At 62.1% G+C, this 25517-nt stretch carries 25 protein-coding genes; 15 read left to right on the forward strand and 10 right to left on the reverse strand.

The genetic code is table 11. The annotated features are described in order from the left end of the window. The first annotated feature begins 708 nt into the window (after window positions 1-708). Genes F0P97_RS17315 through rtcA form a run of 3 tightly spaced genes read left to right on the forward strand, consistent with a single transcriptional unit; the run spans window position 709 to window position 3910 of the window. Window positions 709-1935 carry an RtcB family protein gene (locus tag F0P97_RS17315; RefSeq protein ID WP_182283278.1) on the forward strand — a complete coding sequence of 409 codons (1227 nt, stop codon included), beginning with the start codon at window positions 709-711 and terminating at the stop codon, window positions 1933-1935. Between the two features lie 53 nt (window positions 1936-1988). After that, on the forward strand, window positions 1989-2837 hold the full coding sequence (locus F0P97_RS17320; protein WP_182283279.1) for a nucleotidyltransferase domain-containing protein: 849 nt from the start codon (window positions 1989-1991) through the stop codon (window positions 2835-2837). Window positions 2838-2872: 35 nt separating this feature from the next. Continuing rightward, window positions 2873-3910, forward strand: a complete 1038-nt coding sequence (gene rtcA, locus F0P97_RS17325; RefSeq protein ID WP_182283280.1) for an RNA 3'-terminal phosphate cyclase — start codon at window positions 2873-2875, stop codon at window positions 3908-3910. Between the two features lie 17 nt (window positions 3911-3927). Here the strand turns inward: rtcA and F0P97_RS17330 are convergent, their stop codons facing one another. Both F0P97_RS17330 and cls read right to left on the reverse strand, forming a co-directional pair. After that, window positions 3928-4773 (reverse strand): NAD-dependent protein deacetylase, encoded by an 846-nt coding sequence (locus F0P97_RS17330; protein WP_182283281.1) that lies wholly within the window; start codon window positions 4771-4773, stop codon window positions 3928-3930. Continuing rightward, on the reverse strand, window positions 4773-6212 hold the full coding sequence (cls, locus tag F0P97_RS17335; protein WP_371878551.1) for a cardiolipin synthase: 1440 nt from the start codon (window positions 6210-6212) through the stop codon (window positions 4773-4775). Before cls ends, F0P97_RS17330 begins: the two co-directional genes overlap by 1 nt. Before the next feature lie 167 nt (window positions 6213-6379). Here cls and F0P97_RS17340 point away from each other — a divergent pair, with 167 nt between their 5' ends. After that, window positions 6380-6676, forward strand: coding sequence for a helix-turn-helix transcriptional regulator (locus F0P97_RS17340; protein ID WP_182283283.1), 297 nt, complete (start codon window positions 6380-6382; stop codon window positions 6674-6676). Window positions 6677-6760: 84 nt separating this feature from the next. Then, on the forward strand, window positions 6761-7165 hold the full coding sequence (locus tag F0P97_RS17345; RefSeq protein WP_232537973.1) for a diguanylate cyclase: 405 nt from the start codon (window positions 6761-6763) through the stop codon (window positions 7163-7165). Between the two features lie 207 nt (window positions 7166-7372). Here the strand turns inward: F0P97_RS17345 and F0P97_RS17350 are convergent, their stop codons facing one another. Together F0P97_RS17350 and F0P97_RS17355 are read right to left on the reverse strand one after the other, a co-directional pair. Continuing rightward, on the reverse strand, window positions 7373-8221 hold the full coding sequence (locus F0P97_RS17350) for a fumarylacetoacetate hydrolase family protein (RefSeq protein WP_182283284.1): 849 nt from the start codon (window positions 8219-8221) through the stop codon (window positions 7373-7375). 49 nt (window positions 8222-8270) lie between these two features. After that, the gene (locus tag F0P97_RS17355) at window positions 8271-9002 is read right to left on the reverse strand and encodes an aspartate/glutamate racemase family protein (RefSeq protein ID WP_182283285.1); all 732 of its coding nucleotides are present in this window, start codon (window positions 9000-9002) and stop codon (window positions 8271-8273) included. Between the two features lie 264 nt (window positions 9003-9266). On the opposite strand from F0P97_RS17355, the gene F0P97_RS17360 reads away from it, so the two are divergent. From F0P97_RS17360 to F0P97_RS17390, 7 genes are all read left to right on the forward strand, one after another. Then, complete coding sequence (locus F0P97_RS17360) at window positions 9267-10574, forward strand: MFS transporter (protein ID WP_182283286.1); 1308 nt, start codon at window positions 9267-9269, stop codon at window positions 10572-10574. Window positions 10575-10605: 31 nt separating this feature from the next. Continuing rightward, the gene (locus F0P97_RS17365) at window positions 10606-11832 is read left to right on the forward strand and encodes a serine hydrolase domain-containing protein (RefSeq protein ID WP_182283287.1); all 1227 of its coding nucleotides are present in this window, start codon (window positions 10606-10608) and stop codon (window positions 11830-11832) included. Between the two features lie 7 nt (window positions 11833-11839). Next, the gene (gene hydA, locus F0P97_RS17370; RefSeq protein WP_182283288.1) at window positions 11840-13273 is read left to right on the forward strand and encodes a dihydropyrimidinase; all 1434 of its coding nucleotides are present in this window, start codon (window positions 11840-11842) and stop codon (window positions 13271-13273) included. Between the two features lie 15 nt (window positions 13274-13288). Next, window positions 13289-14035 carry an aspartate/glutamate racemase family protein gene (locus F0P97_RS17375; RefSeq protein ID WP_182283289.1) on the forward strand — a complete coding sequence of 249 codons (747 nt, stop codon included), beginning with the start codon at window positions 13289-13291 and terminating at the stop codon, window positions 14033-14035. A 142-nt stretch (window positions 14036-14177) separates the two neighbouring features. Next, window positions 14178-14825, forward strand: a complete 648-nt coding sequence (locus tag F0P97_RS17380; RefSeq protein WP_034358464.1) for a GntR family transcriptional regulator — start codon at window positions 14178-14180, stop codon at window positions 14823-14825. A 150-nt stretch (window positions 14826-14975) separates the two neighbouring features. After that, a complete protein-coding gene (locus F0P97_RS17385) occupies window positions 14976-15563 on the forward strand; it encodes a chromate transporter (protein WP_182283290.1) in 588 nt (195 codons plus the stop codon). Further along, complete coding sequence (locus F0P97_RS17390) at window positions 15560-16165, forward strand: chromate transporter (protein WP_182283291.1); 606 nt, start codon at window positions 15560-15562, stop codon at window positions 16163-16165. Before F0P97_RS17385 ends, F0P97_RS17390 begins: the two co-directional genes overlap by 4 nt. A gap of 92 nt (window positions 16166-16257) precedes the next feature. Here F0P97_RS17390 and F0P97_RS17395 read toward each other — a convergent pair whose 3' ends face one another. Continuing rightward, window positions 16258-17031 (reverse strand): SIR2 family NAD-dependent protein deacylase, encoded by a 774-nt coding sequence (locus F0P97_RS17395; protein WP_182283292.1) that lies wholly within the window; start codon window positions 17029-17031, stop codon window positions 16258-16260. Between the two features lie 130 nt (window positions 17032-17161). Between F0P97_RS17395 and F0P97_RS17400 the strand changes: the two genes are divergently transcribed. Then, a complete protein-coding gene (locus F0P97_RS17400) occupies window positions 17162-19063 on the forward strand; it encodes a hybrid sensor histidine kinase/response regulator (protein ID WP_232537975.1) in 1902 nt (633 codons plus the stop codon). A 79-nt stretch (window positions 19064-19142) separates the two neighbouring features. On the opposite strand, the gene rlmB is transcribed toward F0P97_RS17400, so the two are convergent. Next, window positions 19143-19913 carry a 23S rRNA (guanosine(2251)-2'-O)-methyltransferase RlmB gene (rlmB, locus tag F0P97_RS17405; protein ID WP_182283294.1) on the reverse strand — a complete coding sequence of 257 codons (771 nt, stop codon included), beginning with the start codon at window positions 19911-19913 and terminating at the stop codon, window positions 19143-19145. Between the two features lie 304 nt (window positions 19914-20217). Here rlmB and sstT point away from each other — a divergent pair, with 304 nt between their 5' ends. Beyond that, window positions 20218-21450, forward strand: a complete 1233-nt coding sequence (gene sstT / locus F0P97_RS17410) for a serine/threonine transporter SstT (RefSeq protein WP_182283295.1) — start codon at window positions 20218-20220, stop codon at window positions 21448-21450. A gap of 100 nt (window positions 21451-21550) precedes the next feature. Here sstT and F0P97_RS17415 read toward each other — a convergent pair whose 3' ends face one another. Continuing rightward, entirely contained in the window at window positions 21551-22231 is a 681-nt protein-coding gene (locus F0P97_RS17415) for an ABC transporter ATP-binding protein (protein WP_182283296.1), read from the reverse strand. Here F0P97_RS17415 and F0P97_RS17420 point away from each other — a divergent pair. Continuing rightward, window positions 22230-22961 (forward strand): arylesterase, encoded by a 732-nt coding sequence (locus F0P97_RS17420; RefSeq protein WP_182283297.1) that lies wholly within the window; start codon window positions 22230-22232, stop codon window positions 22959-22961. The two genes, F0P97_RS17415 and F0P97_RS17420, sit on opposite strands and share 2 nt — an antisense overlap. A 17-nt stretch (window positions 22962-22978) precedes the next feature. On the opposite strand, the gene F0P97_RS17425 is transcribed toward F0P97_RS17420, so the two are convergent. The 3 genes from F0P97_RS17425 to F0P97_RS17435 all read right to left on the reverse strand — a co-directional run bounded on the left by F0P97_RS17425 (window position 22979) and on the right by F0P97_RS17435 (window position 25461). Then, window positions 22979-23197 carry a hypothetical protein gene (locus tag F0P97_RS17425; protein ID WP_182283298.1) on the reverse strand — a complete coding sequence of 73 codons (219 nt, stop codon included), beginning with the start codon at window positions 23195-23197 and terminating at the stop codon, window positions 22979-22981. A 20-nt stretch (window positions 23198-23217) separates the two neighbouring features. Further along, window positions 23218-24015 (reverse strand): DUF2189 domain-containing protein, encoded by a 798-nt coding sequence (locus F0P97_RS17430; protein ID WP_182283299.1) that lies wholly within the window; start codon window positions 24013-24015, stop codon window positions 23218-23220. A 222-nt stretch (window positions 24016-24237) separates the two neighbouring features. Next, window positions 24238-25461: a PLP-dependent transferase gene (locus F0P97_RS17435; protein WP_182283300.1), complete on the reverse strand. Its 1224-nt coding sequence runs from the start codon at window positions 25459-25461 to the stop codon at window positions 24238-24240. Between the last annotated feature and the right edge of the window lie 56 nt (window positions 25462-25517).

Consider the following 25517-nt stretch of genomic DNA (forward strand, 5'->3'; position numbering starts at 1 on the left):
CAACTCGGAGTTGAAGTGATCATCTGTTGTTGGCGAATGCTGGTGGGACTACATATCCAAACTGTCCCGTCTCACCAACCCCTTGTCGCCCGCCGCAGATGTCCTGAATGAAGTTGAACGGTTTGAATGACTGGCTGCGAATGCCGGTGGAACTACATGGGTGCCCGGATTGCAGGTTCGATTCCTGCCCGCCTCGTAGGATCGAAAGATCAACGAGCGGTAGCCAAAGGTACAGCACGGGTTATGTTTCACCCAACCCTTGTCGCAGCAAGACATTCATCACCATGGTTTGAGTTTGGCGCGAATGCCAGCAGGACTACATCGGTTGCCACGGGTTCGATTCCCAAGCCGGGAAACCGGTCACGGCTATGTCTTGCTTCTCTGGTCGCGCCGCCTTTTTTGAACACGACTTGCGCAAGCGTGAGTCCAAATGAATTATCGGTTTGGCTGCCTTGTAGCGAATGCCGGTGGAACTACAGACTTTTAATCTCGTGGTCGCGGGTTCGAATCCCGCCAGCAGTTGCAAAGCTGTTGTAGCTCAGACTGGTAGAGCACGATGTTTCACCACCCCTTGTCGCTGCAGGGCAGTCATCCATGACAGGAACAACAAGGAAACGACTTACGCAAAACGGGTTCAGGCAAGACGACTGCCTCAGTCGGCAGTCCGCTGTTGCCTTCCAGTTTGCGCAAGTTCTAAAGGAAATCAAGATGTCCGAACAGAATTACCAACTGCTGGAAATCGCTGGCGGCGTGCCCGTCAAGATGTGGACCAAGGGCGTGCCCGTGGAATCCGAGGCCCAGCAGCAACTGGCCAACGCCGCGCGCCTGCCCATTGTCTTCAAACATATCGCCGCCATGCCCGATGTGCACCTGGGCATTGGTGCCACCATCGGCTCGGTGATTCCCACCGTCAAGGCCATCATCCCTGCGGCCGTCGGGGTGGACATCGGCTGCGGCATGATGGCCGCCAGGACCACGCTGCGGGCCGAAGACCTGCCCGACAGCCTGGCCACGCTGCGCTCGGCCATTGAAAAGGCCGTGCCCCATGGATCGGCGCCCAAAAGCCGTGGCCGTGACCCTGGCGCCTGGGAGAACCCTCCCGATCTGGTGGACCAGAAATGGGCCACGCTGGTGGACGAATTCGACGCACTATGCGAGCTGCACCCTCGCCTGGAAAAGACCAATAACCGCAAGCACCTGGGAACCCTGGGTAGCGGCAATCACTTTGTGGAAGTGTGCCTGGACGAAGTCGGCTTTGTCTGGTTCATGCTGCACTCGGGCTCGCGCGGCGTGGGCAATGCCATCGGCAACCATTTCATCGAGCTGGCCAAGAAGGATGCCGAGCTGCACCAGCGCAATCTGCCCGACCGGGACCTGGCCTACCTTGAAGAAGGAGCCCGCTACTTTGGCGACTATGTGCGCGCCGTGTCCTGGGCCCAGAAGTTCGCCATGAGCAACCGCGAAGTGATGATGGCCAACCTGATCGCCACCGTGCGCCAGGTGATTACCAGGCCTTTCGAGTCCCATGTGGAGGCCGTGAACTGCCACCACAACTATGTGCAGAAGGAACATCACTTTGGCGAGGATGTGTTCGTCACCCGCAAGGGCGCCGTGAGCGCCAAGCGCGGCGAAATGGGCATCATCCCCGGCAGCATGGGCGCGCGCAGCTATATCGTGCGCGGCCTGGGCAACCCCGAGAGCTTTGAAAGCTGCAGCCACGGCGCGGGCCGCGTAATGAGCCGCACCAAGGCCAAAAAGCTGTACTCGGTGGCTGACCAGATCAAAGCCACCGAAGGCGTGGAATGCCGCAAGGACGAGGGCGTGATCGACGAGATCCCCATGGCCTACAAGGACATTGACGCCGTCATGGCCGCCCAGAAGGACCTGGTGGAAGTGCTCCATACCCTCAAGCAGGTGATCTGCGTCAAGGGCTAGCAAATGCAGCGGGAGCATGGGTTCTCGCTGCCTGTAGAAGAACGAGAACCATCATGCAAACCGTTGAACAAGAATTCAAACCCCAAGAGAGCGTGCTGAGCGCACACCCGATATCCGATGCCATGCGCAGTGCCGTGCAAGCCCAGCTCAAGGCACTCGAACGCGAACACGATGTAAAGGTGCTGTTTGCCTGCGAATCAGGCAGCCGTGGCTGGGGCTTTGCTTCGCCCGACAGCGACTATGACGTGCGCTTTGTCTATGTGCCACGCCTGCCCTGGTATTTGCGCACCCGCGCGGGCCGCGATGTGATCGAGCTTCCTGTGAGCGCCGAGCTGGACGTGAGCGGCTGGGAACTGCGCAAGACGCTGCAGCTGATGCAGGCTTCCAATCCGGTGCTGCTGGAGTGGCTGCGCTCGCCCGTGGTCTATTGCAGCGAGACCGCCTGGGTCAAGCGCCTGCACGAGCTGGCGCTGCAGAGCTTTTCGCCAGTGCGCGGCTACCACCACTATCTGTCCATGGCGCGCAAGACCATGAAGAGCCACTTGCGCCCGAAAAGCGAGGTCGTGAAGTACAAAAAATACTTTTACGCGCTGCGCCCGTTGCTAGCCGCACGCTGGATACGCGAGATCGGCGGCGTGCCGCCCATGCGCTTTGCCGAGCTGGCGACGGCGCTGCTGCATGATGCCGAACTGCTGAGCGAACTCAATGCCTTGCTGACGGTCAAGATGCGCGCCGGTGAAGCGGCCACCAGCGCCCCCTGGCCTCGCATACAGGAGTTTCTGCAGACCGAGCTGGCCCTGGCCGAACAATATGCGCCGCAGGCCAAGCCATTGCGCGCCGAAACGGTGCAAGCAGCCGATGCGTTTTTGCTGGAGGCCGTTGCGCGCTTCAACACCCAATAATCGAGAAAAAAATCAAGAACAAGAGGAATAGGACAATGATAGAAATCGACGGCTCCCAGGGCGAAGGCGGCGGCCAGATACTGCGCAGCGCCTTGGCCCTGTCCATGTGCACGGGCCAGGCTTTTGCCCTGACCCGGATCCGCGCGGGCCGCTCCAAGCCGGGGCTGATGCGCCAGCACCTGACCTGCGTTCACGCAGCCATCGAAATCAGCAGCGCCCGGGTGGAAGGTGCAGAGCTGAATTCGCAGGCACTGCAGTTCACGCCCGGCACCGTGCACTGCGGCAGCTATGCGTTCAATGTGGGATCGGCCGGCAGTTGCACCCTGGTGCTGCAGACCGTGTGGCCCGCGCTGATGCTGGCCGCTGGCGAAAGCCGGATCCAGCTCAGGGGCGGCACGCACAACCCCATGGCTCCGCCCTTCCACTTCCTTGAGCGCAGCTATGCGCCGCTGCTGCGCCGCCTTGGCGCACCTGTGCAACTGACACTTCAGCGCCACGGCTTCTACCCCGCCGGAGGCGGCGAGTTCAAGGCCGTGATCGGCGGCGCCAGAGAGGTGCTGACCCCGTTTGACCTCAACGAGCGCGGCAGCGCACTCGAGGCGTATGCGGACTGCCTTGCTCCAGCCCTGCCTTCGTCGATTGCACGGCGCGAACTCAACAAGCTGGCTGCCCTCATGGACTGGCAACCCGGGCAGCTGCGCCAAGCCGGCGTGCGCCAGAACGAGGGGCCTGGCAATGCGCTGCTGGGCACGCTGGTGCACGAGCAGGTGACCGAGGTCTTCACCGAATTCGGCGAAAAAGGCGTAACCGCCGAAACCGTGGCCACCCTGCTGGCGCAGGAAATGCGCCGCTACCAAAGCAGCGACGGCGCACTGGGCCCACACCTGGCTGACCAGTGGGTGCTGCCGCTGGCGCTGGCCGTGCATTTGCGCGGGCAGCCCGCCAGCTACAGCTGTACGGAGCTGACGCCCCACGCACTGAGCAATTTCGCGGTGATTCAGCGCTTTCTGCCTGTGCGAATCACGACGAAGGCCGGGGCAAGTTCCCATCTGGTGCAGATCGCCCCGGGCTGATCCCCTTGCGCGAGCAGCTAGAGGCTCAGGCTCGTCAAGACCTGCCCCACATCGGCTTCGAGCTTGAAGTCCAGCAATGCATCGGCTCGCGTCACCCCCTGGTTGATGGCCACGATGGACTTGCCCTGCTCATGCGCTGCCAGCGCAAAGCGGTAACCCGAATACACCATCAATGAAGAGCCGGCGATCAGCACGGCGTCGGCCCTGGCCACGGCAGCCATGCAGGTCTGCACGCGTTCACGCGGCACCGTCTCGCCAAAGAACACCACGTCGGGCTTGATCAGGCCGGTACCGCAATGTGGACAGGCCGGCACGACAAAGCGGCTGAAGTCCTGGTCTTCCAGGTCGGCGTCACCATCGGGCGCTGGTGCGGCATACAGTTCAGCCCAGGCCGGGTTCAGCGCCAGCAGGCGCTGCTGCAGATCGGCGCGGGCAGAGCGCTTGCCGCAGTCCATGCAGCGCACGGTGTCGATGCGACCATGCAGGTCCACGGTGTTCAGGCTTCCGGCCGCATCATGCAGGCCATCGACATTCTGGGTAATCAGCAGCTCCAGCCGGCCTTGCTGCTCCAGCCGCGCCAGTGCCTGATGGGCGGAACCGGGCCGCGCCTGGCCCATCACGCGCCAGCCCAGCATGGAACGCGCCCAGTAGCGCTGACGCACCAGCACATCGCCAATGAAGGCCTGATAGGTCACGGGCTGCGGACGCTTCCACTGCCCGTTGCGATCACGATAGTCGGGGATACCGACTTCGGTACTGCAGCCGGCGCCGCCAATGACAACCACACGCGGGTGCGCATGCAGCCAGTCTTGCAGGCGCCACAGCGCCAGAGCGTCCACACAATGGTTCACGGTTTCACCCATTACAGCAGCGGCGATGTCAATCGGGCGACGGAACCGAACAGCCGTCGCCGCAGACCTTTTTCGCTGCGATATTGCACCATTCGAGCTTGGCCCAGGTCGGCCTCGAACTGGGCAGCGATGGCCTGATTCAGCTCTGGCCCATAGCCGATCACGCAGACCTCGTAGTTGAGGAAAAAACTGCGATAGTCAAAATTGGCCGTACCAATCATGGCCATATTGTCGTCGACCACCAAGGTCTTGGAGTGCAGCATGCTGGCTGCATATTCATAGATGTGTACGCCACAGCGAATCAGCTCGTCAAAATAGGAGCGCGCAGCGGCCGTCACCAATAGCGAATCAGACTTCTTCGGCACCAGAATGCGGACCTCCACACCGCGCAGCGCGGCATTGGTGAGAGCCGTCAGCGCGCCTTCGGTCGGCACAAAGTAAGGCGTGGTCAGCAAGATGCGTTGCTGGGCCGCGTTGATGGCCGCCAGATAAGCTCGGTAGATGGCGTCCAACTGGTCGTCAGGCCCCGAGGTCACAACCTGCATGGGGATGGGGCCGTCCTCGCAATCGGGCAACAGATCATCGAGATCGTCGGGCAGGCGGTGCGGATCCTCGTTGCGGGTGTAGGCCCAGTCCTCAAGAAAAACTGTCTGCAGCCAGTTGACGACGGAGCCTTCGACCCGGATATGCACGTCGTGATAGGCATCGTCACAAATGCGCTCGTTCTCTTCATCGGTGACGTTCACGCCGCCCGTAAAACCCACTTTTCCATCGCAGACCAGAATCTTGCGGTGGGTACGGAAGTTGACCACGGGTCGCAGCCGCCGCCCAATCTTGGCGTCGTGAAAGCGCAGCACCTCGGCCCCGGCCTGCTGCAGCGGCTCCAGGAATTTTCGCCCCAGCTTCTTGGAGCCCAGAGCATCCACCAGCAAGCGCACCTGCACGCCTGCGCGTGCTTTCTCGATCAGCAAATCACGCAAGGCCGTACCGGTCTGATCGGGCTCGTAGATGTAGTACTCCAGATGCACATGGTGGCGTGCTGCATTCACGGCCTCGGCAATCGCATCAAAGGTCGCGGCGCCCCCTGCCAGCAACTGCATGGAAGTGGCCGTGCTTACCGGGAAATCGCTGGTCATGCCAACCAGCCGCGCCACCTGACGCAGGCGCTCCTGCTGGGCGGGAATGCGTTCCCTGAGCTTTTGCATGCTGTTGCGCACACGCGAACGCTTGCGCGAGCGCAGCCGCTTGATACGCTGGCGCTTCATGCGTTGTGGACCGAAGTAGTAATAGACCAGCAGACCCACCACGGGCAGCGCTGCCATGGACAAGAGCCAGCTCAGCGTGGCAATCGGCTGGCTGCGCTGCAGCAGAATCCAGATGCCCACCACGATGACATACAGCGACCAGCCCACGGACAGCCATAGCTTGACGCTCTCGTGGCTCAGCTGCATTGCTATCCAGTCCAATTGCGCACTCCTGTTGTTCGATGAACCATCACCACCATGCCCTCGCAGTATGGCAGCGGCATGGCAGACTGCGGCGGTCCGCCTGACCGGGGAAACACTCTCCAGCAGGCGCCATGCTTTTGCACCGCGCTACAAAGAGTATATTGATACGCATGACTTCCGAACTCATCACCACTCTGGCCCAGGCCCGCAAGGCCGCCCGCATCACCCAGGCCGATCTGGCCGAACGTGCCGGCCTGTCGCGCATGGCCGTACAGCGCACTGAAACCGGCGATGTCGACCCGCGCTTTTCCACTCTGCAGGAAATGGCCCGTGTGCTGAATATGGAACTGATCGCCGTGCCCGCCGAGCTGCATGCCCAGGTGCTGACACTGATTCGGCCCCAGACCGACCAGACGGCTGCAGCCGACGACATCGCCAGACCGGTGACCGGCCAGGATTCACCTTGAAGCCTTACGTATTGTTAACTTGAGAACCCTGTTTGCTCGGCCACAATGGTCCGAGTTTTTGCGCGACATTCAGAGGTTTGAGAGATGGCGATTCACAACTGGGACTACGCACCAGAGGCACTGGAGGTACAGGTCAGCGAATTGTTGCTGGCCACGGCAGATCGAAGCGACGAACTGGTCGATGAAAACGTGCGCCTGGTCCTGCAGGAGCTGCGCCAGCACCTCAATATGGAGGTGATTTTTGTCTCCGAGATCCGCAACGGCCAACGCATGTTCCAGCATGTCGATACTGCCCCCGGCAAGGAATGGATTGCTACCGGCGGCGCCCCCCTGGAAGAGTCGTTTTGTCAGTGCGTGCTCGACGGTATTCTGCCTGGCCTGGTCCAGGATGCGACCAGCCACCCTGCCTTTGCCAAGCTGCCTGCAACTCCTTTTCGCGTGGGCGCCCATCTGAGCACGCCCATCGTGCTGGCCAGCGGCAAGGTCTAGGCACGCTCTGCTGCTTCCGCCAGGCGGCCGATGAAAGCCTGACGGCCAAGGACCTGCAAAAACTCGAATGCGTGGCCAGGATCACAGCCAGGCGAATCGATATCAAGCAGGCCCAGCAGCTCCAGCCGGCCGAAGAAAAGCGCACGCCTTCCGGCCCGGCTTCTCCCGGAAAGCTCTGAAAACCAGCTCTCCGGGAAAAAAGCTGCGTCAGTTCACTGCCACGCAGACCTGGCGTTGCTCGCCCAGTCCGTCAGCCCCCAGCCGCACCACGTCGCCGGGCTTGAGAAAGACGGGCTGCGGCTTTTGTCCCAGGCCCACGCCCGCAGGCGTTCCGGTAAGAATCACATCGCCGGCCTCCAGCGTCATGAACTGGCTGATATACGAAATGAGCGTGGGCAGGCTGAAAATGAAGTTGGCCGTATTGCCGCTCTGCATGCGCTTGCCGTTGACTTCCAGCCACAGGCCCACACGATGCGGATCGGCAATTTCGTCGGCCGTCACCAGCCAGGGGCCCAGCGGCGCAAACGTGTCATGGCTCTTGCCCTTGGTCCAGGTGCCGCCACGCTCCAATTGCCAGCCGCGCTCGGACACATCGTTGGCCAACAGATAGCCGGCCACATGGGACAGAGCCTGCTCCTCGGTCACGCGCCGCGCGCGGCTGCCGATGACAACGCCCAGCTCAACCTCCCAGTCGACCTTGTCCGCGCCCTGCGGAATCTGCACCGCATCGCCCGGACCGCAGATCGCCGTCACGGCCTTCATGAACAGCACGGGTTCGGCCGGCGCTGGCAGTCCGGCCTCGGCCGCGTGGTCAGCATAGTTGAGGCCCGCACAGACCAGCTTGCCCACCTGTGCCACGGGGCAGCCCAGGCGTGGCGCTCCGTCAACCTTGGGCAAACGACTCCGGTCCGTATACCGTATGCGCTCGAGCGCATCGGGACCTAGCTGGCCCGGGCCCCAATCGGACACCAGGGCCGATGCATCACGCAGCACGCCGTCGGCGTCCAGCACGCCCGGGCGCTCCGCACCCACGCTGCCATAGCGAAGCAGTTTCACGATGGTTGTCTCCTTATGAATCGGCCAGTGTCGCCCTCTAAGGTCTTCATCATGCAACATCGAACAGGCGGCCCCAGCCTTTGACGGCGGAAGGATCACGCCCGGCCGCGCGCAGCATGCCCCAGACCGTGGTACTCACGGTATCGAGCAGCGGCACGCCCCAACGGCGCTCCACCTCTTCGGCCAGGTGCGCAGCGCGCAAATTGGTGCAGTAAGTCACGACGGTGTCAGGTTTGCCTTCTTCGATCACGTTGCCGATGAGTTGCAGCAGTTGCTCGGGCTCCACCAGCGCAAAGCTGTGGTTGACCGAGATGTCCAGATGGCGCTCTGCCGTGGTCTCGACGCCTGCGGCGCGGTAGTTGTTGACGATGCATTGCTGCACGTCCGCCGTGTACGGGCTGACGATGGCCAGCTTCTTCACGGAGAGCTTTTCCATCAGCTCATTGAGTGCCAGGATGGCCGTCGTGGCCTTGATGCCGGTGCGCTCGGCAATACGCTCGCACAGCCGCATATCGGTCTCAAAGCCCCGCCATCCTGCGGCCGTGCCGCTCCAGCCGATCACGTCCACCTTGGCATCGGCCAGCAGCTCGGCTGCGGCCAGGATCTTGCTGTCGTCAAACTGGTTCAGTGCCCCCTCGGCCAGCGAAATCTCAGTCACCGTGAAGCGCGAAAAATGGGCCGAGCAATTGCCGGCACTGGCAGCCAGTGCGCTGGTCAGAGGCTCCAGCGCGGTGTTGGAAGAAGGCGTGAGCACGCCCAGGCATGTCGTAGTTGCAGTCATATTGCTTGTCTCCTTTGTATTGCCAGCCGGCATTGTTCACCTCGCCAAAACAAACGTCAACAATATTGTTGACAATAAATCAAAGTCAAATCGCTCAAAGTTATCTGACAAGAAAATCTTTACTTCGTCACCGCCGTTCGCCTCACAGCATATTTCAGAGAATAATTCTCAAATAGGTGTTTACGATATTGTTGACACAATTGTCGACATTTAGATTTCGACCTCACATCGAACAACCAATCAACCGATGGAGCGAGACCCGAGATGCAAAACCCAACCACACTTGCCACGCCGCAGGCGGCGGCAGCGCCGACCAAGGTGCGCTGGAAGATCTTCCTGATGATGCTTTTCCTGATCGCAGTCAATTACATTGACCGCGCATCGCTGTCCGTGGCCATGCCCATGATCGCCAAGGAGTTCGATCTCAGCCCTGCCGTTCAGGGCCTGCTGATGAGCTCCTTCTTCTGGACCTATGCCTTCATGCAGATTCCCGGAGGCATGCTGGCCGACCGTTTCGGCCCACGCGTGGTCATCGTCTGCTCCACCCTGGGTTGGGGCTTCTTCCAGGCCATCGCCGCAGCTTGCACCGGCTGGGTGTCGCTGCTGATCACCCGTCTGGGTCTGGGCGCCTCCGAGGCCCCCATCTACCCCGCAGGCGGCAAGCTCAACGGCATCTGGATGACCCAGAACGAACGCGGCCGCGGCGCCACGCTGCTGGACGGTGGCGCACCGCTGGGCGCCGCCCTGGGCGCGCTGATCATCGCCGGCCTGCTGACCCACTTCGACTCCTGGCGCGTGTCCTTCGTCGTCGCGGGCGTTGGCACCATGATCGCGGGTGTCTTTGCCTGGTGGTATATCCGCAACCATCCCCGTGAGCACGCCGGCGTCAATGAAGCCGAAGCTGCCTTCATCGAGGAAGCACATGCCGCCGACCTCGCCGCCGAGCCCGCCCATGCCAGCGGCAAGGTAATGGACTTCTTCAAGTACCGCTCGGTATGGGGCATGTTCTTCGGCTGGATGTGCTTCAACGCGCTGTTCTACGGCCTGCTGACCTGGATGCCCACCTACCTGTCCAAGGTGCATGGCATGGACATCAAGCAGATGGGCGGCGCCGTGTTCATCATGTTCTTCTCCGGCTTCGTCGGTGAGATGGTCGGCGGCTGGATTGCCGACAAGTGGAAGGCTGCGGGCGCTTCGCAAGCCAAGGTGCTGCGCACGCTGTTCGGTATCGCCTCGATCATCGCCACCATCGCCATCTACAACGTGGCCCGCTTCAAGGACCCCGTGACCATCGTGATCCTGCTGTCGGTAACGCTGTTCTTCCTGCGCTGGTGTGGTCTGTTCTGGTGCGTTCCTTCCATTCTGGGCACCCGCAAGCGCGTCGGCTTCCTGGGTGGCGTCATGAACCTGGGCGGCAACTTCGCCGGCATCGGCGTACCCATTCTGGTGGGCGTGATCGTGCAGGCCACCGGCTCCTACGACATGGCCATGATGCTCTTCGCTGCTGCGGGCGCAGGCCTCTTCGTCTGCTCGTCGATCGTGATCGACTACAGCAAGAAGATCCCGGTCTAAGTACCGCCCCCCGCCTCGCCTGGACACTTTGATGGAGAACCCCATGCCCTTGCCCACACGCCAAGCCTTGGCCCTGACCTGCGCCACGGCCATCGCCTCAACCCTGAGCGCATATGCCGCCACGCCAGCCAGCCGCAACTCCGTCGCCGTCCAGGCGAGTCACGATTTCCCTGCTGCCGCCCCCGAGTCCGTAGGCGTGGATTCGCGTCCTCTGGTGCAGTTATCCGAGATGATCCGCAAGGAAAACCTCGACGTGCGCAGCTTTCTCGTCGTCAAGGACGGCAAGCTGATCTATGAGCGCTACAGCCAGGGCCTGACGCGCAACCACAACTACGAGCAGTACTCCATCACCAAGAACGTGACGGCCCTGGCCGCCGGCGTTCTGGTGGACGAGGGCCGCAGCAAGCTCGACGAGAAAGTGGCGCCCATCCTGGCCAAGGCCCACCCCGACCTTCAGGACGCCTTCTCCGACAAGCAATCCATCGAACTGCGGCATGTGCTGTCCATGTCCACGGGCCTGGTCTATAACTTCAAGCCCACCGACGACCCCATCTACTACGGCGCCCCCGACCGTCTCAAGCTGGCGGCCGAAACTACGCCCAAAGTAGCGCCCGGCACGACCTTCGACTACACCGACGTCAACCCCATTCTGGCCAGCGCCACGCTGGGGGCCGACGCCGGTATGCCACTGCAGGACTTTGCAAAGGAGAGACTCTTCAAGCCCATGGGCATGAGCCATTACGCCTGGGAGCGGGCTGACGACAAAGGCCTGGTCTCCTCCGGCTGGGGGCTACGCCTGCGCGCAGTGGACATGGCCAAGCTGGGCCAGTTGGTGCTGACCGGCGGCCGCTGGGACGGCAAGCAGATCGTCTCCCAGGCCTGGGTCCGTACCATGACCGCGCCCGCCTCGGCGCCATGGTATGGCTATTACTGGTGGATCAACGACATCGTCGCCACCGAGCCCGAAACCCACGCCATGGGCTTCAAGGGCCAGTTCATTGTGGTTTTGCCCGAGCGCAATGCCGTGGTGGTCATGACCAGCATGCTGCCCATCGAAGGCGGCCTGCGCGAATCCCGGAACGTGCTGGCCATCCGCCGCATGGTCAATGACTACGTGCTGCCCGCGCTGAGCAACCAGGCCCATGCCAAACCCACGCCCGCCCGCCACAAGGCGTTGGCGCGCGAACTCGAACTCGCATCACAACACCAGGGCAAGTCCGGAGCACCGGCAGACCCTACCGACACCCCGAAACTCTGATATCAGCATGAAATCCAGCGAATTTGATCTCGTAGTGCGCAATGCGCGCGTTGCCACCGCCAGCGACATCTTTGAATCCGATATAGGCATCCGCGACGGCAAGATTGTCCAGCTGGGCGCCAACCTGCCCGCCGGCGCCCGCGAATATGACGCTGCCGGCCGCGTGGTCACGCCCGGCGGCATCGACGCCCACTGCCACCTGGACCAACCCATGGAGCCGCCGGTGCGCATGGCCGACGACTTCGACAGCGGCACGCGCGCCGCGGCCTGCGGCGGCACCACCACCGTGATTCCGTTCGCGGCCCAGGCCAAGGGCCAGTCGCTGCGCGCGGCCGTGGAGGACTACCACCGTCGCGCCGACGGCAAGGCCCACGTGGACTACGGTTTCCACATGATTGTCAGCGACCCCACGCCCGAAGTACTGGAAAACGAACTGCCCGCGCTGATCCGCGAAGGCTATACCTCCTTCAAGATCTACATGACCTATGACGATCTGAAGCTCAACGACGGCCAGATCCTCGACGTGCTGGACGTGGCGCGCAAGTACGACGCCACCACCATGATCCATGCAGAGAACGCCGACTGCATCCAGTGGCTGACCAAGCGCCTGGAAGCCAGCGGCCGCACCGCCCCTCGCTATCACGCAGTCTCGCGCCCCATGCTGGTGGAGCGCGAAGCCACCCACCGCGCCATCGCGCTCTCGGAGCTTGCCGATGTGCCCATCCTCATCGTCCATGTCTCGGGCCGCGAGGCCGTCGAGCAGATCCGCTGGGCACGTTCCCACGGCATGAACATCATGGCCGAAACCTGCCCGCAATACCTGTTCCTGAGCGCAGAAGACCTGGGCCTCGACGACAGCTACCATGGCGCCAAGTGCGTATGCAGCCCGCCGCCGCGCGACAAGGCGAACCAGGAGGTCATCTGGAACGGTCTGAACGACGGGCTCTTCACGGTATTCTCGTCCGATCATGCGCCATTCAACTATGACGCCCCGGAAGGCAAAAAACCGGGTGGCAACGAGGTCTCCTTCAGCCATATTCCGAATGGCATCCCGGGCATCGAGACCCGTCTGCCCCTGCTCTACACCCATGGCGTGCTGGCGGAACGCATGACGCTGAACCGCTTCGTGGAACTGACCTCCACCAACCCCGCCAAGGTCTATGGACTGCATCCGCGCAAGGGCAGCATCGCCATCGGAGCCGATGCCGACCTGGTCGTCTGGCAGGAAGGCGAGCGCACCATCAGCAACCGCGACCTGCATCACAACGTGGACCACACCCCTTACGAAGGCCAGTTGCTCAAGGCCTGGCCCTGCCTGACCCTGTCGGGCGGCCAGGTCGTCTGGGATGGCGAGAAGTTCCAGGCCCGAGCCGGCCAGGGACAATTTCTGCGACGTGGCGCCCCCACATTGCTGCCCAAGCGACATGCCCCTCGCTTCTGAACCGGAGCACACACCATGAAACTGCTCATCATCAATCCCAATATCTCCGAGAGCGTCACTTCCTTGATAGAGAAAGAGGCCAGGCTGGCCGCCGCGCCAGGCACGGAAATCACCATGCTGACCGCCCCCATGGGCGTGGCCTATATCGAGACGCGCTTCGAGGCCATGATTGCCGCCTATGCCGTGGCCGAGCTGGCCGCAACCCATGCCGCACGGCATGACGCCGTCATCGTGGCTGCATTTGGCGACCCCGGTCTCGAAGGCCTGCGAGAGGCCCTGGACATTCCCGTGCTGGGCATGACCGAGTCCGCGCTCATGAGCGCATGCATGCTGGGCAAACGCTTCTCGATCATTGCCATCTCCAGGCGCATTACCGCCTGGTACCGAGATATGGTCGAGCGCAACGGACTCATAGACCGACTGGCCAGCATTCGCTGCCTGGACGAGCCGCTGCGAGACATCGGAAGTGTGCAGGACGACCATGCAGCACGCCTGCAGGCCTTGTGCGAAGCAGCGGTCAGCGAGGATGGCGCCGACGTGCTGATCATTGCCGGCGCCCCGCTGGCGGGCCTCGCACGCTCCATCAAGCACAGTTTGCCGGTGCCGGCCGTCGATGGCGTCTCCAGCGCCGTCAACCATGCACAGAGCCTGGCCTCGCTGGCTCCCGCTCCGGCACGCGCCGGCAGCTTTGCCAAACCACCACGCAAGGACTTCAAGAACCTCCCCCCGGGGCTCACCCAGCTCTTGAATCAGCTGCCCTGAACACTCTGCGGGATAACCTCAATCGGGGCGTTCGAAGCCGACATGCCGTGTGACACTAGAATTCACCGGCATGTCGACAAAATACACTACAAAAGTGAACAATCGAAGCAACACATCTCGATCTGAAATTACCGTGGATGAAATGGCGGCTCGCATTGCCACAGCCATCCATGAGCACCGCCTGCTGCCGGGGACCAAGCTCGGCGAAGACAGGCTGGCCAATATCTTCAACACCAGCCGGGCTCGCGTGCGCGAGGTCCTTGCCCGCATGGCCCGCGACCAGATGGTGGAGCTGTTCCCGCAGCGTGGAGCCTTTGTCGCCAAACCCAGCATCGAGCAGGCGCTGGACGTCTTTGAAGCACGCCGACTGATAGAGCCAGGCATTGTGCGTCGCCTCGTTCTGAACATGGACAACAGCAAGATCCGTCGCCTGCAGACCCATCTGAAGCAGGAGCGCGAAGCACGTGCCAACTCCGACAAGCGAGCCACGGTGCGCCTGTCCGGCGAGTTTCATGTGCTGCTGGCGGAGCTGGCCGGCAACTCCGCGCTGCTGCGCAGCATGCGTGAACTGTCCACACTGACCTGCCTGACGATCTCGCTGTATGAATCGGCGGTCAATACCTGCTGCCTGGTGGATGAGCACGAAGCCGTGGTCGATGCCATCGTCGCGGGCAATGGCGAGCTGGCAGAGCAATTGATGCTCAGCCACCTGGACCACATACAGGGCAGCCTGCGCCTGGAGGCCGATGCCGACGACGCTGATCTGGAACAGATCCTGGGCGACCTCTGACCTGCGCCAGGCGTCGCGCTCCGGCAACGGGAGCCATCAAAGTGATCGATACACCCTTCTCTACTGAAGATGGCTCGAGCCAATCCGGAGACAGATGCCCGGATTAGCATCCACAGCTGACTCCGATCACTCTCTCCTTGAGACCGCCCGATGAGCTCGCCCGCCCCACCGTCCTTGCCGCTAGCCGAGCGGCCCCGTCCCCGCCATCTGCGTGAACTGTTCTGGTCACTGACTTTTCTGGCGTTGCAGGGTTTCGGCGGCGTGCTGGCCGTGGTGCAGCGCGAACTGGTCGAAAAACGCCAATGGCTGAGCAATGAGGAGTTCATGGAGGATTGGGCCGTGGCGCAGATCATGCCCGGGCCCAATGTGGTGAATCTTTCCATCATGCTGGGCGAGCGCTACTTCGGCTGGCGCGGCGCCATCGTGGGGCTGTGCGGCATGCTGACATTCCCGATGCTGGTGGTCATCAGCCTCACTTTGGTCTACACCCAGTTCGCGGCCAACCCGGCCGTTGCCGGCGCCCTGCGCGGCATGGGCGCCGTGGCGGCAGGACTGGTGGCGGGCATGGGCCTGAAGCTGTCCGGCACGCTGCGCAAGCACCCTCTGGGCAAGTGGTATTGCGCAGGGCTGGCCATCGCCGCCTTTGTGCTGGTGGCCGTGCTGCGCCTGCCGCTGTTCTGGGCCTTGTTGCTGGTGGGCGCAACAGGCTGCTTGCTGACCTACCGGAGGCTGACATGAGCCCGCTGGCGATCGGGCTGCAGACCGTGGACTGGCTGCATCTTTTTGCCTACTTCCTGACGCTGTCGCTGATGGCCGTGGGTGGAGCCATCACCGCCGCGCCCGATATGCACCGCTATCTGGTTGACGGCAACCACTGGCTGTCGGAAACCCAGTTCACCAGCTCCATCGCCATCGCCATCGCCCAGGCTGCCCCCGGCCCCAATGTGCTGTTCATCGCCCTGCTGGGCTGGAACGTGGGACTGAATGCGGGCGGCGGCGCCGGCCCTGCGGCTTGGGGACTAGGTGCACTCGGAGTTGCCGTATGCATGGTGGGCATTTTGCTGCCCAGCTCGCTGCTGACCTGGCAGGCTTCGCGCTGGGGCCAGCGCAACCGGGACAAACGCGGCGTGCGCGCCTTCAAGCAAGGCATGGCTCCGCTGGTGATCGGGCTGCTGCTGGCCACAGGCTGGCTGCTGGGCAGCGCCAGCGGCAACCCTGGCAAGGACTGGAAGCTATGGCTGCTGAGCCTTGCGTGCACCCTGCTGGTATGGCGCACCCGCATTCATCTGCTGTGGCTGCTGGCTGGCGGTGCGGCGCTGGGTGCGCTGGGCTGGGTGTAAAAGCAGTACCGCCAAGCCTCGGGTTCGGCAGATCAGGCGTCAACTGCCAAGGCAGTCTCTTTCCTGATGCTGCTGCTGGCTCCTATGCCTGCCTACTCGGAACTTTCCAGCAGCAAGGGAAGCACTTTTGCCGATGGCATGGCGATCATCTGGTCCGCCACCGAGTCCAGCTCGCTTGCATGCGGGTTGATGATGACCACTCGCGCCCGGTTGCGCCCTGCGATCTTGGCCAGACCTGCTGCCGGGTAGACTGCGCCCGACGTGCCGATCACCAGCATCAGCTGACATTGCGCTGCCGCCTGCTCTGCCCTGGCCCAGGTCTGGCTGGGCAGAGACTCGCCAAACCACACGACGGCAGGCCGCAGCAAATTGCCGCAGGCGGCGCAATGAGGCGGCTCCCCCGGGACGGCCTGCTCCAGGTCGCAGGACGCACAACGGCGATTCAGCCAGCGATTCCCGTTCAGCTCTCCATGCAGGCTCAGCACATCTTCACTGCCCGCCTGCTGGTGCAGGCCATCCACATTCTGCGTGATGAGTGTCATTCGACCGGGATGCTGCCTTGCCCAACGCGCCAGCGCCAGATGCCCCTCATTGGGCTTCACCTTGGCAACCAGCGCACGTCGGTGCTCGTACCAGCGCCAGACATGAGCCGGATCGCGGCGGTACCCCGCCTCGCTGGCCATTTCCTCAGGCTTGAACTGGGACCAATACCCGTTTGCATCCTCCCTGAAAGTGGGCACTCCCGACTCAGCGCTGACACCTGCCCCGGTAAGCACGGCCAGCCGCTGGGCCTCGCCCAGCCAGCGACGCACGCAGGCAATCGCACTGAAGGACGCCGAAGAATTGTCAATAAGTGCTTGAACCAAGGCTATAACCTCAAAAATCGAGTTGCAACGTGGAATACTTGAATTCCTATGCGGAGCTTCTTTTTTGCCTGATATTGCACCACACCAGCATATGAATGAATCGGGCCAATTGTTCGCACTTCAGCAAGCCATGACGCCAGCAGCATTGGCATGGGGTCTTGTTGATGTCCAAACATTGGAACTGCGCTTTGCCAATCCTGCATTGCGGCGTCTTCTGCAGCCCAGTCACCAGGCGCCCGGCATTCCCGAGCGCGAGATTCTGGAAACAGCCAGGCTGGCTATCAGGCAGTGCATGGAGACTGGCCTGGAAGCGACTGCAAACTTCCCCGATCACCCCGGGCTCTGGCATTTTTCGCCAATTCAAGCCAATGGCACGGCAGAAGCGGTGCAATGCTATGTATTGCCGACCGAAACCTCGTTTCGTGAACCCGATGACGAACTCGGGCTGGGGCATGTCAACCGCTTTGAGGACTTTCTGGACCACCTGCCCTATCAGGTCTGGATTGCAACACCCCATGGAGAGGTGACCTGGCTCAACCGGGCCCTGCATGAATACGCCTACCGCGAAGTACGCCCCCTGAGCCTGCGCGAAGGCATATGGATTGATATCGTGCACCCCGACGATCTGGCGACCGTCAACACCGGGCTGTCGCGCGCCCTGATCACCGAAAAGCCGACGGGATACCGGCTGCGTATCAAGCGCCATGACGGACAGTTCCACTGGTTTTTTTCATCGCTGTCTCCCGTCAAGAATGCGCAGGGAAAGATTCTCTACTGGGTCGGCGCCAACCTGGGCATAGACAGCGTCCGGCAATCCGAGAATCAGTTGCGCGACCAGATCACCACGCTGAGCCACCAGCTGAGACTCAAGCAGCAGGCGCTGGATCAGGCCGAAACCTACCTCGCCCAAGCCCAGAAAATGGGCATGGTGAACCAGTTGTCTGCCGGTGTCGCGCATGACATGAAGAACCTGCTTTTCATCACCGGCCTGCATGCCGGCATGCTGGAAAAGCAGCTGGGTGAGCCCGAGCAGCTCGAACATGTGGATGTGATACTCAACACCATCCAGAAAGCAGGCAGCCTGGCATCACATCTGACGGGGTTCAGCAGTCGCAAATCCATGCAGTTGGCTGCCGCCGACCCCCGTGCACTGGTGCAAGACCTGGAGCCGCTGCTGAGCAAGGCCGTCGGCCAGAACGCTGAACTGCAGCTGCATATGGCCAGCAGCATCTGGCCCATCAGCGTGGACAAGCTGTATTTCGAGAACTCGCTGATCAATCTCTGCATCAATGCGCGTGATGCTACCGAAGAGCAGGGCCAGATCACGCTGACAGCGGAGAACGTGCTGCTCAAGCGTGCCGGCCATACGGGCGACTACGTAATGATCAGCGTGGCCGACAACGGCACGGGCATGAGCGAAGAGATCAAGGCCCGCATCTTCGACATGTTCTTCACCACCAAGCCCGAAGGCAAGGGCGCGGGCCTGGGCCTGCCCATGGTCAAGAACTTCATGGACCATGTCCGGGGCCTGATCGAAGTGGAAAGCACCCCAGGCCTGGGAACCACCGTGAGCCTGTACTTTCCGCGCGCACAACCGGTCGTACCGCAGAGCCCGCAAGCCTCGGCACCTGCGGGCCGGCAGGAAGCGATTTTGCTCATCGAGCCCGATCTGGCCACGCGCAATGCCATGGCCCAGGTGCTCTACGGACTTGGTTATCAGGTCGTGACCGCATATTTACCCGAAGTCGCGCTGCGCTATATCAACAGCGGCATGAAGGTGGATCTCATCATTGCCGCCGATGAGTTTTCCGGTGCCTTGAGCATCGCAAAAATGCAGGAAAAGCTGGCCCGGGAGCATGTTCTCATTCCGCTCATCCTCATGACCAGCAGCGAAGAGGCCGAAGTGCCACATGCTCAGGAATGCCGCTACGTGGTGCTGAGCAAGCCCATGGAGATTGGCGAGCTGGCACGCACCGTACAGCGCATGCTGCATCCGGACTGCGCGACGCCAGCCGATCTGCCGGCCGTCTGAGAACGGTTCGGCCGGACCTTCAAAAAAGGCGTGGCTGCTTTCGCAGCCACGCCTTGCTTCAGATACCGGTAAAGCCGGCTCAGGCCTTGATCGCCACGGCCGTTGCCAGGCGCTGGCGCAACGCCTCATACAGACATACCCCGCTGGCAACCGACACGTTCAGGCTTTCCACCGCGCCCTGCATGGGGATGCTGACCAGCGCATCGCAGGTCTTGCGGGTCAGCTGACGCATGCCATCGCCCTCGGCACCCAGCACCAGCGCTGTCGGGCCGGTCAGATCCATCTGGTAGAGATGCTTGTCGGCATCGCCGCTGGTACCGATGATCCAGATACCGCGCTCCTTGAGTTCCTTGAGCGTGCGTGCCAGATTGGTGACCATGAAGTAAGGCACGGTCTCGGCCGCGCCGCTGGCCACCTTGGCCACGGTGGCATTGATGCCGGCCGCATGATCCTTGGGAGCAATCACGGCATGCACGCCGGCACCGTCGGCTACACGCAGGCAGGCCCCCAGGTTGTGCGGATCGGTCACACCGTCGAGCACCAGCAGCAGCGGGGCTTTCACACCCTCCTCCTCCAGGTCGTCGAGCAGCTCGTCGAGCGTGCGCGTGTCCTTGACCTCTTCCACGCGCGCAGCGACGCCCTGATGGCCGTGAGAGCCGGCGAGCTTGGCAATGCGCAGGGCATCGGCTTCGATCAGACGCACACCGGCTTCCTTGGCACGCTCCAGAAACTGGCGCATGCGCGCATCGCGGCGCGAAGCCTCGAAATAGACTTCGATGATGGATTGGGGGGCGGTCTTCAGACGCACGCCTACGGCGTGAAAGCCGAAAAGAACTTTGGGGGACGACATGGGGCCACATTATCCCGGCGTTTACGGCAGACCTGAGACTCGCAGGGCCATGTCTGGGCTGACAGCTGAGGTTTTCCATTGCCGCTACACTGCGCCCCCAACGGGCAAGGCACCGGATCATCAAGCAGCACCAGCATGGCTTTTTCCGAGTGCGAGTCTTTACATGAGGCTCCACTGCCACCCAGAACGACTGGCAACAGGCTTGAGCCTGCTGCCCCTGCATTCACGCATATAGCCTCTTCATGTCCGGCATGAGGAGGCTTGCGTGTTTGCATCCCCTCCAATCCCATAACGAATACCCAGCATGCTCAACGCCTTGCTCGATTGGTTCAACCGCAGCAGCCTGGTGCTGCAGATTCTGATTGCCCTGATTCTGGGCGGCCTGGTGGCCTGGCTATGGCCGGCCGCCGCCCAGTCGGTTTCCCTGTTGGGCAGCTTGTTCATTGCCGCGCTCAAGGCTGTCGCTCCGGTTCTGGTGCTGCTGCTGGTCATGGCGGCCGTCAGCAGCCACCGCCCCGGCCAGGAGACGCAAATCAAGCCCGTGCTCTTGCTGTACGTCATCGGTACGCTGGCGGCGGCCTGCGTGGCCGTTGCAGCCAGCGCGCTCTTTCCCTCGGTGATTCACTTTCGTGAAGCGCCCAAAGTCCAGAGCGTGCCCGGCGAGATCAGCCAGGTGCTGAGCACCGTCGTCCAGAGCCTGTTCGACAACCCCGTCAATGCATTGCTGAACGCCAACTACATCGGCATTCTGGCCTGGGCTATTGCGCTGGGCTTGGCACTACGCCACGCCACGCCCAACACCCGCACCATGGTGGAGGACTTTGGCCATGCCATCACCCGCGTGATTCAAGGCGTGATTCGCCTGGCCCCCTTCGGCATCTTCGGCCTGGTGGTCGCAACCTTCTCCTCCGGCGGGTTGGAAGCACTCAAGGACTATGCCCATCTGCTGGCCGTGCTGGTCGGCTGCATGGTGTTTGTGGCATTGGTGATCAACCCAGTCATTGTCTGGACTCAGACTCGCCGCAACCCCTATCCGCTGGTGCTGACCTGCCTGCGTGAAAGCGCAGTGACCGCCTTCTTCACGCGCAGCTCGGGAGCCAACATTCCCGTCAATCTGGCCTTGGCCCAGAAGCTCAGGCTCGACGAGAACACCTACAGCATCTCCATCCCGCTGGGCGCCACCATCAATATGGCCGGCGCTGCCGTCACCATCAGCGTGCTGACACTGGCCGCTGCCCATACGCTCAATATCTCGGTGGACATTCCCACGGCCATACTGCTGTGCGTGGTCTCTGCGGTCTGTGCCTGCGGTGCCTCGGGTGTACCCGGTGGCTCGCTGCTGCTGATTCCGCTGGCCTGCAGCCTGTTCAACATCCCCAACGATGTGGCCATGCAGGTAGTGGGTGTCGGCTATGTGATCGGCGTGATTCAGGACTCGACCGAGACAGCCCTCAATTCCTCGACCGACGTGCTGTTTACCGCAGCCGCCTGCCGCGCCGCAGAGCGCAGGGCCGGACTGGAAGTCGCGCGCATCTGAGGCTTGAATTCAGAGACTACCGATTTGATAGCTTCAAGTGCCTGTTTGATAAGTGCCAGACGCCAAAAAGGCCTGTGATCACACAGGCCTTTTTGTTTTTTCAGACAGAGCGTCCGGCTTCTATGGTGATGCTGCGATCACATTGCGTCGCAATCTCGCGGTCATGCGTCACCAGAATCAGGGTCGTGCCGCGCTCGCGGTTGAGCGCAAACATCAGCTCCATGATGGTCTGGCCCGTGGCGAAGTCCAGGCTGCCGGTGGGCTCATCGGCCAGCAGCACGGCCGGCTCCACCACAAAAGCACGCGCCAGGGCCACGCGCTGCTGCTCGCCACCCGACATCAGCCTGGGATAGTGATTGAGACGCTGACCCAGGCCCACACGCTCCAGCATCTGCGAAGCCCGTGCTCTCGCATCGCGCTGCCCCGCCAGCTCCAGCGGCAGCATGACATTTTCCAAAGCCGTGAGATTGCCCAGCAACTGAAAGCTCTGGAAGACAAAGCCCATCTTCTGTGCCCGCACCGCCGCCCTGTCGTCCTCGCTGAGTGCAAACAGATCCTGGCCCAGCAGGCGGACCGTGCCGTGACTGGGGGTATCGAGGCCGGCCAGAATCGACAGCAAAGTGCTTTTACCCGAGCCGGAGGCCCCCACAATGGCAACGGTTTCACCGGCCGTGAAACTCAGATTGATATCCCGCAAAATATCCAGCACGCCTGTGGAATCGCTCACCGATTTGGACAGTTGCTCAACGGCAATCAAAGGAATGGCAAGAGTTGTGGACATGAATCAATTGGATAGCAAAAACGTCAAGAGTCGCAGCCAGCACTTTGCGCTGCAGCGCCGTCACTGTATCGCTGTTGCCCTGACGCTAGCCATTTCAGGGGCTTGCGGTGCGGCAGTGGCCTCATCGCCTGCCAGGAACAAGGAGCCGGCCAAGGCCGCTCCCGGTGCGAAATCCGGCCCGGTGCTGGTGCTTGGCGATTCGCTCAGTGCCGAGTACGGGCTGACGCGCGGCAAGGGCTGGGTACAGTTGCTGCAGCAGCGCATGAATGACGAAAAAAATCCGCGCAAGGTGGTCAATGCCAGTATCAGCGGCGAGACTACGGCCGGCGGCAGAGCGCGCCTGGCGTCACTGCTCAGGCAGCATGAGCCGGGCATCGTGATTCTGGAGCTGGGCGGCAACGACGCATTGCGCGGCCTGGCGCTGCAGAGCACACAGCAAAATCTGGAAGTCATGATCAAGGCCGCCAGGGAGGCCGGGGCCCAGGTGCTGCTGGTTGGCATGCAGGTACCGCCCAACTATGGAGCAACCTATACCGAGCAATTTGCCGAGATGTTCAGGAGCATTGCCGACGCGCAAAGTCTGCCGCTGGTGCCGTTTCTGCTGTCGGGCATCGGCGATGCGGCGGATGCCGAGCGATGGTTTCAGAGCGACCGCATTCACCCCAATGCCCAGGCTCAGCCACAGATGCTGGCCAATGTCTGGCCCAAGCTGAAGCCCCTGCTGAAATAAGCGACGGCCGCGCGGCCTCAGTCGCTGCCGCCTCCTCCATCACCGCCTGCGTCACTGCCGTCCGAGCTGCAAGCGCTCCCGCTGCTGTCCGAGCCGCAGAAATAGCTGTCGTTGAAGACGTCGCGGCCATCTTCGCGGCTGCTCGCCGAAGTCCAGGCCAGCTGCGAATCGGTGCTGTGGCCCGAAGCGCCTGGCTGGGGCGCAAAGACTTTTTTCAGCCAGTTCCAGAACTCCATGGCATCCCCCTCATTGCGCCTCAAGCAGGATCCTCCTTGCTTTCGGCGCGGACGCTGGCTTTATAGGCATGCCAGCTGGCGCAACCCAGCAGCGGTCCGATGACGATCAGACCTGCACTGTAGAAGAGCAGCGAGACCATAATCAACACGGTGATGATCAGCCCCCACAACAGCATCACGCCCGTATTGGCACCTACCACGCGCATGCTGGTGATGCAGGCCGTCAAGGCATCGGTATCCAGATCAAGAATGGTTGGCAGTGAAACCACCATGCTGGCAAACACCAAGGCAGCAAATATCCCGCCCACTGCGGTGTAGCTCAGCAGGAATTCCCAGTTCTCTGGCCGCAGCAGGGTCTGCAGCAAGGTCGCCGTACTGGGCATGCCGGTATCGAACGAGATGGCGAACACCACCATGGCGGCGCGCCCCCAGAGCATCTCCAGCACCATCAGCACCATGACCAGCATGCCCATGCTGGCCAGATGCTTGTCCCAGCAAGTCAGAGATTCCGACATCAGCACGGCCTTGCCCTGCTCCAGCTGCTTGCTGATGTAGTACAGACCCATGGCCATGAAGGGTCCGACCAGCAGACAGCCGCTGGCCATGGACATCAGATATTCGGGGCTGGAGCGAAACACCCAGGCCATCAGGCGCGCCATGCCCCAGAAACACAGGCCGTAGAACAGCGCAATCATCGGTGCGCGACGCACATCGCCCAGACCGAGCAGCAGCCATTGCCAGGGCTCGCTCCAGCGCAGTTGCAGAATCTGCAGATTGCCGGACTCGGCCTTGACCTCGGAAACAGGGGAAGCTTGCATGCGAGACCCTCCTTGTCGCCCGTGCCGCACCTGGTTGGCAGCAACTGACAGGCACAAGGTACCCGCTCAACCTCGAATCTGCATTGCGGAAAGCCCGCATGCCAGCCTCCGCGCTTCACTATCAAAACAATAGCTCACAGCACTTATCTTTTATTGATTTCAGTCAATAATGACGCTGAAATCACTTCTCAACAAGCGCTGCCAGCTCCTATTTAAATAGCTTCAACCAAAGGCCTTGAGCAGAGCCTGGGCCAGATCGGCCTGCAGATCGGTCGCATCTTCGAGGCCGATGGCAAAGCGCACCACGGTCCCCGCCTGGATATGGGGTGTGGCACGGCTGCGCATCTGCGGCAGCTCATAGGGCACGACCAGGCTCACAGGCCCGCCCCAGCTGTAGCCCAGCTTGAACAGGTGCAGGCTGTCGCAGAAGCGATCCACGGCCTCCTGGTCGAAGCGCTCGTCAATGACCACGCTGAACAGACCTGCCGCCACGCCATCCTGGCCCTGCCCTTGTGCGCACAGCTGCTTCCAGCAAGCGTAGCCCGGGGCTCCAGGCATGGCGGGGTGCAGCACCTGCGCCACGGCACTTTGGGTGGCCAGCCACTGCGCCAGCTGGCGGGCCGACTTGTCCTGGGCGTGATAGCGCAGACCGATGCTGGGCAGGCTGCGCAACACGGCTTCAGCGTCATTGCCGCTCACGCCCAGGCCCAGGCGCATGTGCGCGAGCTTGATGCGCATATGCAGGGGCTGGTTGCGCGTGATGATGCTGCCCATCAGCACATCGCCGCCGCCGCTGGGGTATTTGGTCAGGGCATGGACCGTGACATCGATGCCCAGGCTGCCATCGCCCAGCAGGTCGAAGGGACGGAAAGCCAGGCCCGCGCCCCAGGTGTTGTCCAGCACCATGGTCACGCCCCTGGCCCGGCACAGGCGCACCTGCTCGACGAGATCGGGAAACTCCATGGTTACCGAGCCAGGAGCCTCCAGCCAGACCAGCTTGGTGGCTGGCGTGATCTTGGCCGCCAGATCTTCGACACTCATGGGGTCGTAGTACCGATGGCGAATGCCGAAATGGGCCAGCTCGCCCTCGGTCAGCGTCTTGTTGGGACCGTATACGTTATCGGGCAGCAGCACCTCGTCGCCCGTCCTGAGCAGCGCCAGCGACACCGTGGCAATCGCGGCCAGGCCGCTGGGTACCAGCAGGCATTGCAGACCACCCTCCAGCGATGCCAGACGTTCTTCCAGGGCATAGGTCGTGGGCGTGCCATGCAGGCCGTAGGTGTAGCTGCTCTTGTCCAGCCAGCGGCGCTCGCGCATGGCCTGCACATTCTCGAAGTACACGGTCGAGGCCTTGTGCACGGCAAGCTGCGGGCCTTCGAAGTCCGTGGGTGGCTTGTAGGGATGATGGATCAGGTGGGTGGAAAGCTTGTGGTCGGCTTGGGTCATGCCCTGATCTTAGTGCCATGCAGCCACAAAAAAGCCAGAGGGCTTGCGCGCTCTGG

Source organism: Comamonas testosteroni (assembly GCF_014076415.1).
In the GTDB taxonomy this organism is placed as follows: domain Bacteria; phylum Pseudomonadota; class Gammaproteobacteria; order Burkholderiales; family Burkholderiaceae_C; genus Comamonas; species Comamonas testosteroni_F.